Here is an 18289-nt window from a genome sequence, read left to right as displayed (position 1 = left end):
TGTGTTTGCAGTAAAGATGGTGGAGCTATGCGGGATCGAACCGCAGACCTCCTGCGTGCAAAGCAGGCGCTCTCCCAGCTGAGCTATAGCCCCATCGTTTGCAACCTCTTCAAATTTGCTTCGCAAATTTGGTAGGCCTGAGTGGACTTGAACCACCGACCTCACCCTTATCAGGGGTGCGCTCTAACCACCTGAGCTACAAGCCTGTAGAGGTTTTTACTGCTGTTTTTCATCAGACAATCTGTGTGAGCACTACAAAGGCAGGTTCTTTAAGGTAAGGAGGTGATCCAACCGCAGGTTCCCCTACGGTTACCTTGTTACGACTTCACCCCAGTCATGAATCACAAAGTGGTAAGCGCCCTCCCGAAGGTTAAGCTACCTACTTCTTTTGCAACCCACTCCCATGGTGTGACGGGCGGTGTGTACAAGGCCCGGGAACGTATTCACCGTAGCATTCTGATCTACGATTACTAGCGATTCCGACTTCATGGAGTCGAGTTGCAGACTCCAATCCGGACTACGACATACTTTATGAGGTCCGCTTGCTCTCGCGAGGTCGCTTCTCTTTGTATATGCCATTGTAGCACGTGTGTAGCCCTGGTCGTAAGGGCCATGATGACTTGACGTCATCCCCACCTTCCTCCAGTTTATCACTGGCAGTCTCCTTTGAGTTCCCGGCCGGACCGCTGGCAACAAAGGATAAGGGTTGCGCTCGTTGCGGGACTTAACCCAACATTTCACAACACGAGCTGACGACAGCCATGCAGCACCTGTCTCACAGTTCCCGAAGGCACCAATCCATCTCTGGAAAGTTCTGTGGATGTCAAGACCAGGTAAGGTTCTTCGCGTTGCATCGAATTAAACCACATGCTCCACCGCTTGTGCGGGCCCCCGTCAATTCATTTGAGTTTTAACCTTGCGGCCGTACTCCCCAGGCGGTCGATTTAACGCGTTAGCTCCGGAAGCCACGCCTCAAGGGCACAACCTCCAAATCGACATCGTTTACAGCGTGGACTACCAGGGTATCTAATCCTGTTTGCTCCCCACGCTTTCGCACCTGAGCGTCAGTCTTTGTCCAGGGGGCCGCCTTCGCCACCGGTATTCCTCCAGATCTCTACGCATTTCACCGCTACACCTGGAATTCTACCCCCCTCTACAAGACTCTAGCCTGCCAGTTTCGAATGCAGTTCCCAGGTTGAGCCCGGGGATTTCACATCCGACTTGACAGACCGCCTGCGTGCGCTTTACGCCCAGTAATTCCGATTAACGCTTGCACCCTCCGTATTACCGCGGCTGCTGGCACGGAGTTAGCCGGTGCTTCTTCTGCGGGTAACGTCAATCGATGAGGTTATTAACCTCACCGCCTTCCTCCCCGCTGAAAGTGCTTTACAACCCGAAGGCCTTCTTCACACACGCGGCATGGCTGCATCAGGCTTGCGCCCATTGTGCAATATTCCCCACTGCTGCCTCCCGTAGGAGTCTGGACCGTGTCTCAGTTCCAGTGTGGCTGGTCATCCTCTCAGACCAGCTAGGGATCGTCGCCTAGGTGAGCCGTTACCCCACCTACTAGCTAATCCCATCTGGGCACATCTGATGGCATGAGGCCCGAAGGTCCCCCACTTTGGTCTTGCGACGTTATGCGGTATTAGCTACCGTTTCCAGTAGTTATCCCCCTCCATCAGGCAGTTTCCCAGACATTACTCACCCGTCCGCCGCTCGTCACCCGAGAGCAAGCTCTCTGTGCTACCGCTCGACTTGCATGTGTTAGGCCTGCCGCCAGCGTTCAATCTGAGCCATGATCAAACTCTTCAATTTAAGTTTGATGCTCGTGAATTAAACTTCGTAATGAATTACGCATGTTCACTCAGAGACTTGGTATTCATTTTTTGTCCGAAGACATTAAGAATCCATGTCACTTTGAGTGCCCACACAGATTGTCTGATAAATTGTTAAAGAGCAGTTGCAACGCGGCTTTCAGCTCACCGTTGCGAGGTCCCGTATAATACGTTTTCCTCATGCAGAGTCAAGCGCTTATTTTGCTTTTCTCTGTCGGTTTTCAGCGTTGAACTTCACCACCGAAACCCTGCTGACCCGGCGGCTTGCTTGCCGTTGTTCCGTGTCAGTGGAGGCGCATTATAGGGAGTTCTGAGACGTTGACAAGCCCTGTTTTCAAAAAATTATTCAACCGTCTCTTTTTTGTGCAAAACGCCCTTAAAGCGGTAATTTTTCCAGCGTTGGGAAACCATAGCGATGCAGAACGGGTAAAAGTTGTTCTGTTTCTGCCGTCAGCGCCATGCAGAATGCTTTATTCTCGTCACTGGACTTCGCGTCCGGCGCTTCATGCTCTAACAGCCAGGCGGTGCGGCGGGCAATCGCCGCGCCAGAATCGATAAGCCGCGTGCCCTCCGGCAGAACGCGCTGCAGCTCCTCCTGTAAAAGAGGAAAGTGGGTGCAGCCCAGCACCACCGTATCCGGCGGCTCCTGCATCCGCAGCCACGGGCGCAGGATACGGCGCAGCTCTTCTAACGGCACAGGCTCGCCATGCAGCTTCGCTTCCGCCAGCTCCACCAGCTCCGCCGACCCCAGCATCTCAATCCGACATTCATTGGCAAAGCGGTCGATCAGCTCACGGGTATAAGGACGCTTAACGGTACCGCGCGTCGCCAGCAGGCCAACAATACCGTTCGCCGTTAAGCGGGCGGCGGGCTTGATCGCCGGCACCACGCCAACGACGGGGAAAGCGAACTTTTCACGCAGGGCAGGCAGTGAGACGGTACTGGCGGTGTTACAGGCGATGACCGCCAGCGCCAGTGGATAGCGTTGCTGAACGGCAGTCACGATTTCCACAACGCGCTCAACGATAAACTCCTCGCTCTTCTCACCGTACGGGAAAGCAACGTTATCAAAAGCATAGATGTAATGCAGATTCGGCAGCAGCTGCCGAATCTCATTATAAACTGACAACCCACCGACGCCGGAATCAAACACCAGCACGGTGGGACGTGGATCAGAAGGTGTAGCTGCCAGACAAGGTGTATTCCCGTCCTGCAGATTGGTAGCCATAAACTGTCTCGTAATCTTTATCGAACAGATTGGCTATTTTACCACGAACTGTCAGGTGTGAGGTGACGGGATACGATAAACCGACATCCCAGAGGCTCAACCCACCCATATTGACGGTACGCGAGTTGTCGTAGTCATAATCGTAACGCTTGCCGATGTAGTGATACGTCACATCCCACCCCAGATCGTAGACCTGACCGTTCAGCTCGTATTTCACCTGCTGCTTCGCCCGGCGATAGAGGATCTTGTCGGTTTCGTCATCGCGAGGGTCAACATACTGCAGCGTCAGATGATGCTCCACCGGCCCGGTGGTGACATTCCCCGTCCACTCCAGCCCCTTGATCGTCGCAGACTTGACGTTGTAATAGGCGTTGTTGTCGTAATCGATGAGGTTCTGAATCTCATAGCGATACGCGGAGAGGCGCCAGTCGAGCGGCCCCGTTAACCCTTCGAGGCCCGCTTCCCATTGCTTCGACTCCTCGGGTTTCAGGTTCGGGTTAGAGGCGATGCCAAAACGCTCTGCGCCATACTGCTGCCCAAGGGAGGGGGCGAGGAATCCTGTACCGTACGAGAGCGTTGTCCGATAACCGTCGATAAACTCCCAGCCTGCCGCCGTCTGCCAGGTTCCGTGCCAGCCAAACTGCTCGTCATGATCCTCACGGCCGGAAGCTTCCAGCGTCACGCTATCAATCTGCTGCTGCCCAGTCAGATAAAGACCGGTGGTGTCACGCTTATACACGTCGGTACTGGTCGTTCCGCTGGATTTCAGCTTCTCTTGTTTCCAGTCAACGCCGCCGCTCACTGCCCCATGGCCTACCACAACATTATTTCCCCACTGGATATAGCGCTGTTCCATATCATCCAGGGTGGTGCCCGCGGCATAGCGGCCAGCGTCGCTGCTGTAGTTGTAATCTTTGATGCGCTGATAGTTAGCAATCAACTGAGAGGAGTAAATCCCGGAGTGGTAGTGCAGACCGGTATCCCAGGACTGAGTATAAGACTGATCTTCATCGTTTCCGCCTGCGTAGCCCCAGTTGCCCTGGTCATAGTCAGCGTTGGCGGAATAACCATAGCCGCGGAAGAAACCTGAGAAGTTGTCATCGAACTGATGCTGTACCCCGCCCCACAGCATTTTATTGCGGTAGCCGTCGCGATCGCTGTCGCCACTATAAGAGGAGTTTGGCTGAACGTTAAATCCTTTGGTGGTCTGATAGGCGCCGGCAGCGGTAACCAGCGTATCGCCAAACCGCTTGTTAAAGGCGCCGTCATAGGACTGGTAGCCGTTCGTCCCCGCGCCGGCGTTAATTTGCGAACGCTCAGCGTCGGTCATGGTGATAATGTTCACCACCCCACCGATCGCTCCGGAGCCGTAGACTGCGGAGCGCGGGCCACGGATGTATTCCACCCGCTGGACCAGCGAGATAGGGATCTGACTGATATCTACGCCATTGGAGATCCCCGGACGCGCCATCGGCACACCGTCGATCAGCACCAGCACGTGACGAGCCTCCGTCCCCCGAACATACAGCGAAGCGCTCTGCCCCATGCCGCCGTTGCGGGCAATATCGATCCCAGGAAGACGACGCATGACATCGTTTAAATCTTTGGACTGCCAGCGGTCGATATCATCGCGCGTCACAATGTCGGTCGGCGCCAGCACGGTATTGACCGGCTGTTGAAAACGGTTTGCTGTCACCACTAACGTATCTGAATTGCTATCCTGCGCCCAGCCGGAAAATGCCGTGACGGATAAAGCCGTCATCAGCGAAGCTTTTTTAATCATTGTAAAAGCATCCGAAACAGAAAAAGGATGCCGCTGGTTTTATCAGTTGCTCGCGACGATAAAACCCAGTGCGACGTATTCCGGCAGGTCTTCGGGCTTGGAGGCTGTTTCAAGAAATAATGACTTCCCACGGCTAGCCGCAGTGTCTGCACCGAGTGCGCTCATTTCTCACCTTCCTTACCGCTGCGCGTCAGCCCCAGATTTCCACTGGGTTCCCTTTTAACTCACAGGACCGGTAGGCGAATGCTACAATTAGAATCATATAGATGTCCAGACTGCTAATTATATTTCCCGCCACATTCGAAGCTGGACATCCCCGGCGCTTTCCCTACAATCCCCGCGTACTTATTTTATTCAGGATGCATCATGACCCCCGAACACCTTCCTACCGAACAATACGAAGCGCAGCTGGCAGAAAAAGTCGTCCGTTTGCAAACCATGATGGCGCCTTTTGCCGCGCCGGTTCCGGAAGTGTTTCGTTCGCCGGTCAGCCACTACCGGATGCGCGCCGAGTTCCGTCTGTGGCACGATGGCGACGATCTGTACCATATTATTTTCGATCAGCAGACCCGGTCGCGGATTCGCGTTGACAGCTTTCCGGCCGCCAGCGCGCTTATCAATCAGCTGATGACCGCCATGCTGGAGGGCGTGCGCAACAATCCCGTGCTGCGCCATAAGCTGTTCCAGATTGACTATCTGACCACCCTCAGCAACCAGGCGGTCGTTTCGCTGCTGTATCATAAAAAACTCGATGATACCTGGCGTGAGCAAGCGGAGGCGCTGCGTGACGCCCTGCGAGCCCAGGGACTCAATGTGCATCTGATTGGACGGGCGACCAAAACCAAAATCGAGCTCGATCAGGACTATATAGATGAACGCCTGCCGGTTGGCGGTCGAGAGATGATCTACCGTCAGGTGGAAAACAGTTTTACCCAGCCGAACGCGGCCATGAACATTCAGATGCTGGAGTGGGCGCTGGATGTCACCAAAGAGGCGACCGGTGACCTGCTGGAATTGTACTGCGGCAACGGTAACTTCTCGCTGGCGCTGGCGCGTAATTTTGATCGCGTGCTGGCCACCGAAATCGCCAAACCGTCGGTGGCTGCGGCGCAGTACAACATCGCCGCTAACCATATCGACAACGTGCAGATTATCCGCATGGCGGCGGAAGAGTTTACTCAGGCGATGAATGGCGTGCGGGAGTTCAACCGGCTGCAGGGTATCGATCTGCAGAGCTATCAGTGCGAGACCATTTTCGTCGATCCGCCGCGCAGCGGACTGGACAGCGAAACGGAAAAAATGGTGCAGGCCTATCCGCGCATTCTGTACATTTCGTGCAACCCGGAAACGCTGTGCCGCAATCTGGAGACGTTAAGCCAGACGCACAACGTCACCCGGCTGGCGCTGTTCGACCAGTTCCCGTACACCCATCATATGGAATGCGGCGTTCTGCTGACCCGGAAATAGGCCCAAAAAAACCGGCAATGTCATATTGCCGGTTTTTTTTACACCACTGGCGGCTTACTCGGCTGCCGTATTTTTGCGGTTACGCATCTTGTAGCCGATCCAGAAGACCATCGCGACGGACAGAACGGCCGGGAAGAAGTTAGAGCCGATATCCGGGTACTCCGCACGCACGACGGTGCTGTACAACAGTACCCCGAGAATAAAAAAGGCGGCGGCCAGGCCCGGAAGCCCAACGGGCATACTGCGATTCTGATAGCGCTGATGCAGACAGTAGACCGTCAGCAGCAGGGATAAAATCGGGAAGACGGAAAACGGAACTATCGAACTGAACAGCGCCGCAAAGGCGCCATTAATGGATAACCCGGCAATCAGCGCCAGCAGCAGCGTACCTTTATCTTGAACTGAGTGTTTCATTGCTCGTCCTTCACGTTATTCGGAATGATGTGACATTTTTTCTTGTTCACGGCGATACCAGTAATACGCGCCTTTCGAGATCATTCTGAGCTGCAGCACCAACCGTTCTTCCAGCTGCCGGCGCTGTTCAGGGCCGACATCCAGCGCTTCCGCGCCAGCGCTAAAGACGATGGTGACCATAGCTTCAGCCTGCGCTTCGGTGAAGGCGCGCGGCATATGGTTTTCGAGTTCTAAATAGTCGGCGAGTTCCGCGATAAAGTGCTGGATCTCGCGCGCGACGGCGGCGCGAAACGCCGCAGAGGTTCCCGAGCGCTCTCGCAACAGCAAGCGGAAGGCGTTCGGGTTGTTACCGATAAACTCCATAAAGGTGGAGACCGAGGTACGGATCACGCTGCCGCCTTTAGCAATTCTCTGGCGCGCCTGGCGCATCAGCTGGCGCAGCATCAGTCCGCTCTCATCGACCATCGTCAGGCCTAACTCATCGACATCGCGAAAATGACGATAAAAGGACGTCGGCGCGATCCCAGCTTCCCGCGCCACTTCGCGCAAGCTCAGGCTGGCGAAACTCCGCTCAGCGCTAAGTTGGCTGAATGCTGCTTCCACCAGCGAACGGCGGGTTTTTTCTTTTTGTTGTGCTCTTACGCCCATCACGATGTATGAATCCTTCCAATAGCCCTGCTGGCACTATACCAGAGATTAAAACTAATCGGTTTGCACTGGATTGTGAATGATTGTTTACGAGCCGTTTCTGCTTTTATGCCGCAAAAAAGCACAACGATAATTGGGTTAAAGCGCAGCGAATGTTATCATCGTGTTTATTTTATGTATAAAACAGGTGAGTAATGCCATGTCACACTCTTGGGATTATGATGCAATAGTGATTGGTTCCGGTCCTGGCGGCGAAGGCGCCGCCATGGGACTGGTGAAACAGGGAGTACGCGTTGCCGTCATTGAGCGCTACCATAATGTCGGCGGCGGTTGCACCCACTGGGGCACCATCCCGTCGAAAGCCCTCCGCCATGCCGTCAGCCGTATTATCGAGTTTAACCAAAACCCCCTCTACAGCGACCACTCCCGCCTTCTTCGCTCTTCTTTCGCCGACATCCTCAACCATGCCGACAGCGTCATCAACCAGCAGACTCATATGCGCCAGGGATTCTATGAGCGCAACCACTGTGAAATTCTGCAGGGCAACGCGCACTTCGTTGATGAACATACTCTGGCGCTGGAATGCCATGACGGCACGGTCGAGACGGTGACTGCGGAGAAATTCGTTATCGCCTGCGGGTCACGTCCCTACCATCCGGCCGATGTCGATTTCCACCACCCACGCATCTATGACAGCGATTCGATTCTCAGCCTGCAGCATGAGCCGCGCCACGTGATCATTTACGGCGCCGGGGTGATCGGTTGCGAATACGCCTCGATCTTCCGCGGCATGGAGGTGAAGGTCGATCTGATCAACACCCGCGATCGTCTGCTGGCCTTCCTCGATCAGGAGATGTCAGACTCGCTCTCTTATCACTTCTGGAACAGCGGCGTGGTCATTCGCCACAATGAGGAGTATGAGAAAATTGAGGGGGTGGATGACGGCGTGATCATGCACCTGAAGTCCGGTAAAAAACTGAAGGCCGATTGCCTGCTGTACGCCAACGGCCGCACCGGCAATACCGACACCCTGGCGCTGGAAAACATCGGTCTGCAGACTGACAGCCGCGGCCAGCTGAAGGTCAACAGCATGTACCAGACCGCCCTCCCGCACATTTATGCGGTTGGCGATGTCATCGGCTATCCAAGCCTGGCTTCTGCCGCTTACGATCAAGGGCGCATTGCCGCCCAGGCGCTGGTGAAAGGCGAAGCTTCAGCGCATCTGATTGAAGATATCCCCACCGGGATCTACACCATTCCGGAAATCAGCTCCGTCGGGAAAACCGAGCAGCAGCTGACGGCAATGAAAGTGCCGTATGAGGTGGGTCGCGCCCAGTTTAAACACCTGGCACGGGCGCAAATCGTTGGCATGAGCGTGGGAACCCTGAAGATCCTGTTCCATCGGGAGACCAAGGAGATCCTCGGCATTCACTGCTTTGGCGAACGCGCAGCCGAAATCATTCACATCGGCCAGGCGATCATGGAGCAGAAAGGTGGTGGTAACACCATTGAGTACTTCGTCAACACCACCTTTAACTACCCGACCATGGCGGAAGCGTATCGGGTTGCCGCGCTGAACGGCTTAAACCGCCTGTTTTAACGCCTTGTCGAAATGGCCATCCATCGTACCGCGGATGGCCTCCGCCAGATGTTCATAGCGGCTGCGCAGCGGGGAGCCGGGACGGTAAACCAGGCCGATGGTTCGTCTTGGCTCTGGCTTAATGCACGGCAGATAGACCACGCCATCGCGTTTTCTTTCCTGCGGTACCGCCAGCGCAGGCAGCAAGGTAATGCCGCTGCCTGCCGCCACCATATTGCGTAGCGTTTCCAGACTGGTCGCCCGGAAGTGGGTATCCTCATCCGCTCCTGCTTCAAAGCAAAAGCCCATCGCCTGATCGCGCAGACAGTGGCCATCCTCCAGCATCAGCAGCTTTTCACCAGCCAGATCCGACATCGGCACCCGGTCGCGGTTCGCCCACGGGTGATCCTCATAGATAGCCAGCATCATCGGCTCATCAAACAGCGGCACCTCGATAAAGGCCTCGCTCTCTTTGACCAGCGCCAGAATGGCGCAGTCGAGCTTACCGCTGTCGAGCTGGGCCAGCAACTGATGGGTCTGCGCTTCGTGCAGGTACATTTCCAGTTTCGGAAAAGTTTGGTGCAGCATCGGAATGATTTGCGGCAGCAGGTACGGGCCAATTGTCGGGATCAAGCCGATATGCAACGGCCCGGACATGGTTTCCCCTTGTTGGCTTGCCATCTCCTTGAGCACTTTTACTTCGCGTAACACGGTACGCGCCTGATCCACCAGCAACAGCCCCGCCTGGGTAAACAGAACCTTACGGCTGGTGCGCTCCAGCAGCATGACGCCAAGTTCATCCTCGAGCTTGCGGATCTGTCCGCTGAGCGTCGGTTGGCTCACGTGGCATGAGTCAGCCGCCCGCCGGAAGTGGCGGTGTTCGGCGAGCGCTACCAGGTATTCAAGATCGCGAATATTCATTATTCATCCTCCATCGCCACGATAGTCCATGGCGATAGATAGCATAGCAACGAACGATTATCCCTATCAAGCTTTCTGTTCAATAATACGCCCATAGAGACGGTATACCTGTGAAAATCATTGGCCCGTCACACTGTTTCTCTACCCGAACAACTAAAGCCAACGTGAACTTTTGCGGACCTTGTGTCCGCTTTTTTTTGCATAAAAAACCCGGCGTCGTCAGGCTCGGCCGGGTTCAGAAAGGTGGATGCCAGAGAATTAGCTCAGGCGCGCTTTCGCGTCGCTGATAGCCTGCGCCACCTGCTGCGGCGAAACGCCGCCTTTCGCTGCGCGTTTATCGAGGCAGGACTGCAGAGACAGAATCGGATAAACATCGTCTGCGATGACCGGACTGAATTTCTGCAGATCGACCAGGGGCAGCGCTTCCAGCGGTTTCCCTTGCGCAATGGCTTCGACTACCGCCTCACCAACAATATGGTGCGCTTCACGGAACGGAACGCCTTTCGCCACCAGATAATCTGCCAGTTCTGTGGCGTTGGCATAGCCCTGCTGCGCCGCTTCCGCACAGCGCGGGCGTTTCACCTGGATGCCATCCAGCACCAGGGTCGCCATATGCAGGCAGTCGAGCCAGGTATCCAGGGCGTCGAAAAGCCCCTCTTTATCTTCCTGCATGTCTTTGTTGTAGGCCAGTGGCAGGCCTTTCAGCGTCATCATCATGCCGGTCAACGCGCCCTGCACGCGGCCGCATTTACCACGAATTAATTCCAGCGCGTCCGGGTTTTTCTTCTGCGGCATCAGCGAGGAGCCGGAGGTCACGCGATCAGAAAGTTCGACGAAGTTCGCCTCGCCGGAGTTAAAGAAAATCAGATCTTCAGCAAAGCGCGACAGATGCACCATGCCGATAGACGCATCGGAAAGCAGCTCCAGCACATGGTCGCGATCGGAAACGCTGTCGAGGCTGTTGCGTGTGGCAGAGGCAAAGCCCAGCCAGCCGGCCAGCTGCTCGCGGTCGATTTCATACGCCGTCCCCGCCAGCGCGCCGCAGCCCAGCGGGCTAACGTCGAGGCGCTTCAGCGCGTCCTGCAGGCGGCTTTCGTCACGCGCCAGCATTTCAACGTAGGCAAGACACCAGTGTGCGAACGTCACCGGCTGGGCACGCTGCAGGTGAGTGTACCCCGGCATCACCGCGTCCTGGTTATGCTGGGCTGTCTCCACCAGCGCGCTCTGCAGCTGGCGGTTCGCCGACAGCAGTTCGACAACGGTATCTTTGCACCATAGTTTAAGATCGGTGGCGACCTGGTCGTTACGGCTGCGCCCGGTGTGCAGTTTCTTGCCCAACTGGCCCACTTTATCGATCAGCTTGCCTTCCACCCAGCTGTGAATATCTTCGGCATCGCTGGCGAGAATTTGCTGCGGATTGGCGCGCACCTCTTCCAGCAGCACGTTCAGCGCTTCTTCCAGCTGCTGCTGTTCAGCGGCACTCAGAACGCCGACCGTTACCAGCGCTTTCGACCAGGCGACAGAGCCAACGATATCCTGCTCCGCCAGACGATAGTCAAAGCGCAACGAGTCGTTGAACTGTTTGAACCGTTGATCTGCTGCCTGTGTAAAACGCCCGCCCCAAAGTGCCATAACATGCTTCCTTTATTCGTTAGTTCTGCCGGCGACATTGTGCCGCCCGGCCTACAGTCTGTAAGTCCGGCAGACGACGCGCCGCCGGGCATGAAATCTTAAGCCAGAATACGTGTGCCGATCGGCGTGCCGTTAAATAACGCTGGCAGCTGCTCGGCGTGACGCCAGGAGGCGATATCCACCGGACGGCCCAGGGCACGTGCGGCGTCAAGGGCCGCATTCACTTTAACAATCATGCCGTCAGTGATAATGCCCTGCTCGATCAGTTGCTCCGCTTTCTCGGCGGTCATCTCGGCAATGCGCTGTCCTTTACCGTCGAGGATACCGCTGACATCAGACAGCAGGATCAGATCCGCCCCCAGGGTGGCCGCCAGCGCTGTCGCCGCCTGGTCAGCATTGACGTTCATCAGCTGGCCTTCATCGGTCACCCCGATAGAGCTCACCACTGGCAGGTAACCGCCTGCCAACAGGGTGTTGATCAGCGCCGGGGAGCCCGGCTGCGCCAGCCCGACATGGCCCAGCTCGGCATCCAGCTGCGTGACCTTCACGCTATCGCCATCGCCGAGGAACAGGCCTACCGAGGAAATACCATGTTTTTTCGCCCATGCCAGCAGCGTTTTGTTGGCGGTTCCCGCCAGCGCGCCGGTAATGATGTCAATCTGATCGGCAGGCGTAACCCGCAGGCCATTTTTCTTTTTCACCGGCAGATTAAGCTGCTTCATCAGCTCATCCACCACGCAGCCGCCGCCATGGACGATAATCAGCGGGCGCTGGTGCGCTTCACGGTAGTTAACCAGCGCGGTAAACAGGCGCTCCAGCGCCTCTTCGCTATCGAGTAATACGCCGCCGAGTTTGATAATTAATGGGTTCATCATCACACCTTAAATAAGAGACTGCGTCTCAGCGAAGCCGAAACGAATATTCGCGCACTGCACTGCCTGCGCTGCGGCGCCTTTCAGCAGGTTATCTTCAACCGCGACGACGATGAGATGGTCGTCCTGCACGGCAAAACCGATATCACAGAATGGCAGACCCTCGACGCTTTTCAATGCGGGTACGCCTTTATCATATAAACGTACCAGCGGTTTATCGGCGTAAGCTTTCTGGTAAACCGCTGCGATCTGCGCGTGGCCAACGCCCGGCTTCAGGCGGCAGGTAATGGTTTCAAGGATGCCGCGCTTAAAATTACCCAGGTGCGGGGTAAAAATCACCTTTGCCCCGAGGTGGCTGGCAATCTCCGGCTGATGGCGATGGTTAAATATGCCGTATGGCTGCAGGCTCACTTCACAGAAGCTATTGCCGATCGCGGCTTTACGACCCGCGCCGCTCACCCCGCTGGTGGCGTTGATCACCGGCCACTGGTTCAGATCCAGCAGATTGGCCTCAATCAGCGGCTTCAGCGACAGCTGCGCCGCCGTCGGATAGCAGCCAGGCACCGCGATTAACTGCGCTTCTTTAAGCGCATCCGCGCTCCACTCCGCCAGACCATACACCGCCTGTTTGAGCAGGTCGGGATGTTGATGAGTGAAACCGTAATATTTTTCGTAGAACGCCCCATCGTTAACGCGGAAGGCACCGGAAAGATCGAACACCACGCAGCCGGCGGCAAGGAACTGCGGCGCCAGGTCGTGACTCACTTCGTGCGCGGTGGCGAGAAACACCACGTCCACGCCAGCGCTGAATTCGCTGATATCGGACATCGGCTGCAGCGGCATATCGACAATGCCTTTGAGCTGCGGATGCAGGTCGGAAATTAATTTTCCCGCATCATTGCTTTGCGCGGAGACCGTCAAAGCGGTTATGTTCATATGCGGATGACGATTGATATAGGTCACCAGCTCTGCGCCGGCATAACCACTGGCACCCACAATCAGCGTATTTAACATTGGAAGCGCATCTCCTTACATTCGATGGGTTTTCTTACGCTCAACGATATTGTATTTTTATTCACAATAAATGCATGAATATTGATACTATCACGACCCAAGGTGTGTCAACAATGAAAAACAATTTACCGCCCTTTATCGAGATTTACCGCGCGTTGATCGCCACACCGTCCATCAGCGCGACCGAAGAGGCTCTCGATCAAAGCAATGAGTCTTTAATCAATTTGCTGGCAGGCTGGTTCCGCGATCTCGGCTTCAATGTTGAGATACAGCCGGTGCCGGATACGCGCCATAAATTCAACCTGCTGGCCAGCACCGGACACGGCGCCGGCGGCCTGCTGCTCGCCGGGCATACCGATACCGTGCCATTCGATGATGGCCGCTGGACGCGGGATCCGTTCACCCTCACCGAACACGATAACAAGCTCTACGGCCTCGGCACGGCTGACATGAAAGGCTTCTTCGCCTTTATTCTCGACGCCCTGCGCGATGTCGACGTCACCACGCTGAAAAAACCGCTGTATATTCTGGCCACCGCCGACGAAGAGACCAGCATGACCGGCGCGCGCTATTTTGCCGAAACCACCCAGCTGCGCCCGGACTGCGCCATCATCGGCGAGCCCACCTCCCTGCAGCCGATCCGCGCCCACAAAGGACATATGTCCAACGCGATCCGTATTCAGGGCCAGTCCGGTCACTCCAGCGATCCGGCACGCGGAGTTAACGCGATTGAGCTTATGCACGACGCCATCGGCCGCATTATGCAGCTGCGCGATCTGCTAAAAGAGCGCTACCACTTCGAGGCGTTCACGGTCCCTTACCCAACCCTCAACCTGGGCGCTATCCATGGCGGCGATGCCTCAAACCGTATCTGCGCCTGCTGCGAACTGCATATGGATATCCGCCCGCTGCCGGGGATGACCCTCAACGATCTTAATGGTCTGTTGGGCGAGGCGCTGGCGCCCGTCAGTGAGCGCTGGCCGGGCCGCCTGACGGTCTCAGAGCTGCACCCGCCGATCCCCGGCTACGAATGCCCGCCGGACCATAAGCTGGTCCAGGTGGTTGAGAAACTGCTCGGCGCGCAGACCGACGTGGTGAACTACTGCACCGAAGCGCCGTTTATCCAGACGCTATGTCCGACGCTGGTTCTCGGCCCGGGTTCCATCAATCAGGCCCATCAGCCTGACGAGTATCTGGAGACGCGCTTTATCAAGCCGACCCGGGAGCTGATTAGCCAGGTGGTCCACCACTTCTGCTGGCACTAAAATCGCCCTCTTTTTCCGCCCCGTTCTCCCGGGGCGGAACGGTGACGATCGTCACATTTCCATAAGCGATGCTTATCCAGCGCCCCCTGAATTAAATTTCGCAAATTACGGCGATTTACTCGTTTGCTGAAGCGATTTCGCAGTAATTGACGTGGGGGTATTTACGTGGCTTTATAAAAGACGGGTTGCTTATCCGTTGCTCACGTTCCAGCGCAGCGGATATAACAAAATAAAATGAGATGGGGTGTCTGGGGTAACATGAACGAACAATATTCCGCATTGCGTAGTAATGTCAGTATGCTCGGCAAGGTGCTGGGCGATACCATCAAGGATGCATTGGGAGAAAATATTCTTGATCGTGTCGAAACTATCCGTAAGTTGTCCAAATCTTCACGCGCCGGCAACGAAGCTAACCGCCAGGAGCTGCTGACCACGCTGCAGAATTTGTCTAACGACGAACTGCTGCCGGTTGCCCGTGCCTTCAGCCAGTTTCTGAATCTGGCGAACACCGCTGAGCAGTACCACAGCATTTCGCCGAATGGCGAAGCGGCCAGCAATCCGGAAGTCATTGCGCGTACCCTGAGAAAGCTCAAAGACCAACCCAATCTCAACGAAGACACCATCAAAAAAGCGGTGGAATCTCTGTCTCTGGAGCTGGTATTAACCGCCCACCCGACCGAGATCACCCGCCGGACGCTGATCCATAAAATGGTGGAAGTGAACAGCTGCCTCAAGCAACTGGACAATAAAGACATCGCCGACTACGAACACCATCAGCTGATGCGCCGTCTGCGCCAGCTGATCGCCCAGTCCTGGCATACTGACGAGATCCGTAAATACCGCCCGTCTCCGGTCGACGAAGCCAAATGGGGCTTCGCGGTGGTGGAAAACAGCCTGTGGGAAGGGGTGCCTAACTATCTGCGCGAGCTGAACGAACAGCTGGAAGCCAACCTTGGCTATCAGCTGCCGGTGGACTTCGTCCCGGTGCGTTTCACCTCGTGGATGGGCGGCGACCGCGACGGCAACCCGAACGTGACCGCCGACATCACCCGCCACGTGCTGCTGCTCAGCCGCTGGAAAGCCACCGATCTGTTCCTCAAAGACGTGCAGGTGCTGATCTCCGAGCTGTCGATGGTGGAGTGTACCGACGAACTTCGCGCGCTGGCTGGCGCCGAGGGTGCTCAGGAACCGTACCGTTATCTGATGAAGAAACTGCGCACTCAGCTGATGGAGACCCAGGCCTGGCTGGAAGCGCGCCTGAAAGGTCAGAAGCTGCCGAAACCGGCAGGACTGATCACTCAGAACGAGCAGCTGTGGGAGCCGCTGTACGCCTGCTATAAATCGCTGCAGGCCTGCGGCATGGGCATTATCGCCAACGGCGAACTGCTCGACACCCTGCGCCGCGTGAAGTCTTTCGGCGTACCGCTGGTGCGTATTGATATCCGTCAGGAAAGCACTCGCCATACCGAAGCGCTGGGCGAAATGACCCGTTACCTCGGGATCGGCGATTACGAAAGCTGGTCAGAAGCCGACAAACAGGCTTTCCTGATCCGCGAACTGAACTCCAAACGTCCGCTGCTGCCGCGTCAGTGGGAGCCAAGCGAAGAGACGCGCGAAGTCCTCGATACCTGCAAAGTGATCGCCGAGGCGCCGCGCGGATCGATCGCCGCCTACGTGATCTCGATGGCCAAAACGCCGTCCGACGTGCTGGCGGTTCATCTGCTGCTGAAAGAGGCCGGGATTGGTTTTGCTCTGCCGGTGGCCCCGCTGTTCGAAACGCTGGACGACCTGAACAACGCCAACGATGTCATGACTCAGCTGCTGAATATCGACTGGTACCGCGGCTTTATCCAGGGCAAGCAGATGGTCATGATTGGCTATTCTGACTCCGCCAAAGATGCTGGCGTGATGGCCGCCTCCTGGGCGCAGTACCAGGCGCAGGACGCGCTGATCAAAACCTGTGAGAAAGCCGGTATCGAACTGACGCTGTTCCACGGACGCGGCGGTTCCATCGGCCGCGGCGGCGCGCCAGCCCACGCGGCGCTGCTCTCGCAGCCGCCGGGAAGCCTGAAAGGCGGCCTGCGCGTCACCGAGCAGGGCGAGATGATCCGCTTTAAGTACGGCCTGCCGGAAGTGACCATCAGCAGTCTGTCGCTATATACCAGCGCCATTCTGGAAGCCAACCTGCTGCCGCCGCCGGAACCGAAAGCCGAATGGCGCGACATCATGGCTGAGCTGTCCGACGTCTCCTGCAAGATGTATCGCGGCTACGTACGTGAAAACAAAGATTTCGTGCCTTACTTCCGCTCTGCGACTCCGGAGCAGGAGCTGGGCAAACTGCCGCTGGGTTCGCGTCCGGCAAAACGTCGCCCGACCGGCGGCGTCGAGTCGCTGCGCGCCATTCCGTGGATCTTCGCCTGGACCCAGAACCGCCTGATGCTACCGGCCTGGCTGGGCGCTGGCGCCGCGCTGCAGAAGGTGGTCGAAGGTGGAAAACAGAGTGAACTGGAAGCGATGTGTCGCGACTGGCCGTTCTTCTCCACCCGCCTTGGCATGCTGGAGATGGTTTACTCGAAGGCCGACCTGTGGCTGGCGGAGTACTACGATCAGCGCCTGGTGAAGCCGGAGCTGTGGGCGCTGGGTACCGAGCTGCGTAAGCTGCTGGCTGCCGACATCAACGTCGTGTTGGCCATCGCCAATGACTCCCATCTGATGGCCGACCTGCCGTGGATCGCCGAGTCTATCCAGCTGCGTAATATCTATACCGACCCGCTGAACGTCCTGCAGGCGGAACTGCTGCACCGTTCACGCCAGGCCGAAGAAGCAGGCAAGGACCCGGATCCGCGCGTTGAACAAGCGCTGATGGTCACCATCGCCGGCGTTGCCGCCGGTATGCGTAACACCGGCTAATCGAAGCCTCTCTCCCCCGGCCGCCCGGTCGGGGGATTTTCACCTGTTCTAGTGGTGCAGCATCTCATCAACGATCTGCTCTTTATGCAGCGCATATGGATAATAGGTCGGCCAGTTATCCATCTCTTTCAGCAACGCCTCCTGTGATTCATTGCCCATGAAAATATGGAAATGCTGCGATTTACGCGGGCCAATAATATGGTCGCTGAACTGCACAAATTTCGGCGCGTTGGCATCGCCCTGCTGGCACTCAAACAGGTAACGTACGCCCTTCTTGCCGGAGGCGTAATGCAGAATTTTGTAGCCTGAATAGCGGTATTTGCAGCTGTTGACGGTCTCGCCAACGTGGAACTCAATCACATCATTTTCAATGCCAATCTGCTCCACATCGGTGGCGTAGCCCTTCTTATAATAAGCGCGATACTCCTCGACGCTCTTGCCGCCGGGCTTTTTCGCCTTCTGCTCCAGCACCGGATCGAGGTCGCCATTGAGCAGATACGGGTTTACCGACTGCCAGACGCCCTCCCAGTCGCTCAGCGCGCGGTCCTGCACATTTTTATCGGCAAAAATGCCTTCGCTGGCCTGACGCTCGATGTCGGTTAACGCCGGGCCATGGTTATGATTGCCGTGGGCAAACGCCTGGGCGCTGGCTAACGCCATGCCGAATCCAAAGGCCAGCAGGGGGATCTTTCTGGTCATTACTCTCTCCTGAGTTTGCTAT

Annotated in this window: 13 protein-coding genes, 2 tRNA genes, 1 rRNA gene and 1 riboswitch; of the genes, 4 read left to right on the top strand and 12 right to left on the bottom strand. The window is 56.5% G+C overall.

What is annotated here, in order from left to right:
• Positions 1 to 17: 17 nt before the first annotated feature.
• The 5 genes from SPE70_RS00325 to btuB all read right to left on the bottom strand — a co-directional run bounded on the left by SPE70_RS00325 (position 18) and on the right by btuB (position 4846).
• A tRNA-Ala gene (locus SPE70_RS00325) sits at positions 18 to 93 on the bottom strand.
• 36 nt (positions 94 to 129) lie between these two features.
• Positions 130 to 206 (bottom strand) — tRNA-Ile (locus tag SPE70_RS00320).
• Between the two features lie 69 nt (positions 207 to 275).
• A 16S ribosomal RNA gene (locus SPE70_RS00315) occupies positions 276 to 1815 on the bottom strand.
• Positions 1816 to 2211: 396 nt separating this feature from the next.
• Positions 2212 to 3063 (bottom strand): glutamate racemase, encoded by an 852-nt coding sequence (gene murI, locus SPE70_RS00310; RefSeq protein WP_008807849.1) that lies wholly within the window; start codon positions 3061 to 3063, stop codon positions 2212 to 2214.
• Positions 3008 to 4846 carry a TonB-dependent vitamin B12 receptor BtuB gene (btuB, locus tag SPE70_RS00305; protein WP_064170667.1) on the bottom strand — a complete coding sequence of 613 codons (1839 nt, stop codon included), beginning with the start codon at positions 4844 to 4846 and terminating at the stop codon, positions 3008 to 3010. Before btuB ends, murI begins: the two co-directional genes overlap by 56 nt.
• Positions 4847 to 4910: 64 nt before the next feature.
• Positions 4911 to 5098: riboswitch (cobalamin riboswitch) on the bottom strand.
• A 114-nt stretch (positions 5099 to 5212) separates the two neighbouring features.
• On the opposite strand from btuB, the gene trmA reads away from it, so the two are divergent.
• The gene (trmA, locus tag SPE70_RS00300; protein WP_012543257.1) at positions 5213 to 6313 is read left to right on the top strand and encodes a tRNA (uridine(54)-C5)-methyltransferase TrmA; all 1101 of its coding nucleotides are present in this window, start codon (positions 5213 to 5215) and stop codon (positions 6311 to 6313) included.
• 54 nt (positions 6314 to 6367) lie between these two features.
• Here trmA and SPE70_RS00295 read toward each other — a convergent pair whose 3' ends face one another.
• Both SPE70_RS00295 and fabR read right to left on the bottom strand, forming a co-directional pair.
• A complete protein-coding gene (locus tag SPE70_RS00295; protein ID WP_004203691.1) occupies positions 6368 to 6727 on the bottom strand; it encodes a YijD family membrane protein in 360 nt (119 codons plus the stop codon).
• Positions 6728 to 6742: 15 nt separating this feature from the next.
• Entirely contained in the window at positions 6743 to 7378 is a 636-nt protein-coding gene (fabR, locus tag SPE70_RS00290; protein WP_004151856.1) for an HTH-type transcriptional repressor FabR, read from the bottom strand.
• 196 nt (positions 7379 to 7574) lie between these two features.
• Here fabR and sthA point away from each other — a divergent pair, with 196 nt between their 5' ends.
• On the top strand, positions 7575 to 8975 hold the full coding sequence (gene sthA / locus SPE70_RS00285) for a Si-specific NAD(P)(+) transhydrogenase (protein ID WP_008807852.1): 1401 nt from the start codon (positions 7575 to 7577) through the stop codon (positions 8973 to 8975).
• Here the strand turns inward: sthA and oxyR are convergent.
• The 4 genes from oxyR to argC all read right to left on the bottom strand — a co-directional run bounded on the left by oxyR (position 8958) and on the right by argC (position 13393).
• Positions 8958 to 9875 (bottom strand): DNA-binding transcriptional regulator OxyR, encoded by a 918-nt coding sequence (gene oxyR / locus SPE70_RS00280; protein ID WP_008807853.1) that lies wholly within the window; start codon positions 9873 to 9875, stop codon positions 8958 to 8960. The genes sthA and oxyR overlap by 18 nt on opposite strands.
• A gap of 258 nt (positions 9876 to 10133) precedes the next feature.
• Positions 10134 to 11507 carry an argininosuccinate lyase gene (gene argH, locus SPE70_RS00275; protein WP_012543258.1) on the bottom strand — a complete coding sequence of 458 codons (1374 nt, stop codon included), beginning with the start codon at positions 11505 to 11507 and terminating at the stop codon, positions 10134 to 10136.
• A gap of 98 nt (positions 11508 to 11605) precedes the next feature.
• Complete coding sequence (gene argB, locus SPE70_RS00270) at positions 11606 to 12382, bottom strand: acetylglutamate kinase (protein ID WP_086070891.1); 777 nt, start codon at positions 12380 to 12382, stop codon at positions 11606 to 11608.
• A 6-nt stretch (positions 12383 to 12388) separates the two neighbouring features.
• A complete protein-coding gene (gene argC, locus SPE70_RS00265) occupies positions 12389 to 13393 on the bottom strand; it encodes an N-acetyl-gamma-glutamyl-phosphate reductase (RefSeq protein ID WP_038421955.1) in 1005 nt (334 codons plus the stop codon).
• 113 nt (positions 13394 to 13506) lie between these two features.
• Here argC and argE point away from each other — a divergent pair, with 113 nt between their 5' ends.
• Positions 13507 to 14658, top strand: a complete 1152-nt coding sequence (argE, locus tag SPE70_RS00260; protein ID WP_064170666.1) for an acetylornithine deacetylase — start codon at positions 13507 to 13509, stop codon at positions 14656 to 14658.
• A 258-nt stretch (positions 14659 to 14916) separates the two neighbouring features.
• Positions 14917 to 17568, top strand: coding sequence for a phosphoenolpyruvate carboxylase (gene ppc, locus SPE70_RS00255; RefSeq protein WP_008807858.1), 2652 nt, complete (start codon positions 14917 to 14919; stop codon positions 17566 to 17568).
• A gap of 48 nt (positions 17569 to 17616) precedes the next feature.
• Here ppc and zinT read toward each other — a convergent pair whose 3' ends face one another.
• Positions 17617 to 18267: a metal-binding protein ZinT gene (gene zinT / locus SPE70_RS00250; protein WP_008807859.1), complete on the bottom strand. Its 651-nt coding sequence runs from the start codon at positions 18265 to 18267 to the stop codon at positions 17617 to 17619.
• Between the last annotated feature and the right edge of the window lie 22 nt (positions 18268 to 18289).

Origin of the sequence: Klebsiella sp. ZJOU C1 (assembly GCF_035620215.1) — a bacterium.
Classification (GTDB): Bacteria; Pseudomonadota; Gammaproteobacteria; order Enterobacterales; family Enterobacteriaceae; genus Klebsiella; species Klebsiella variicola.
This window is presented reverse-complemented; position numbering and strand designations above follow the sequence as displayed.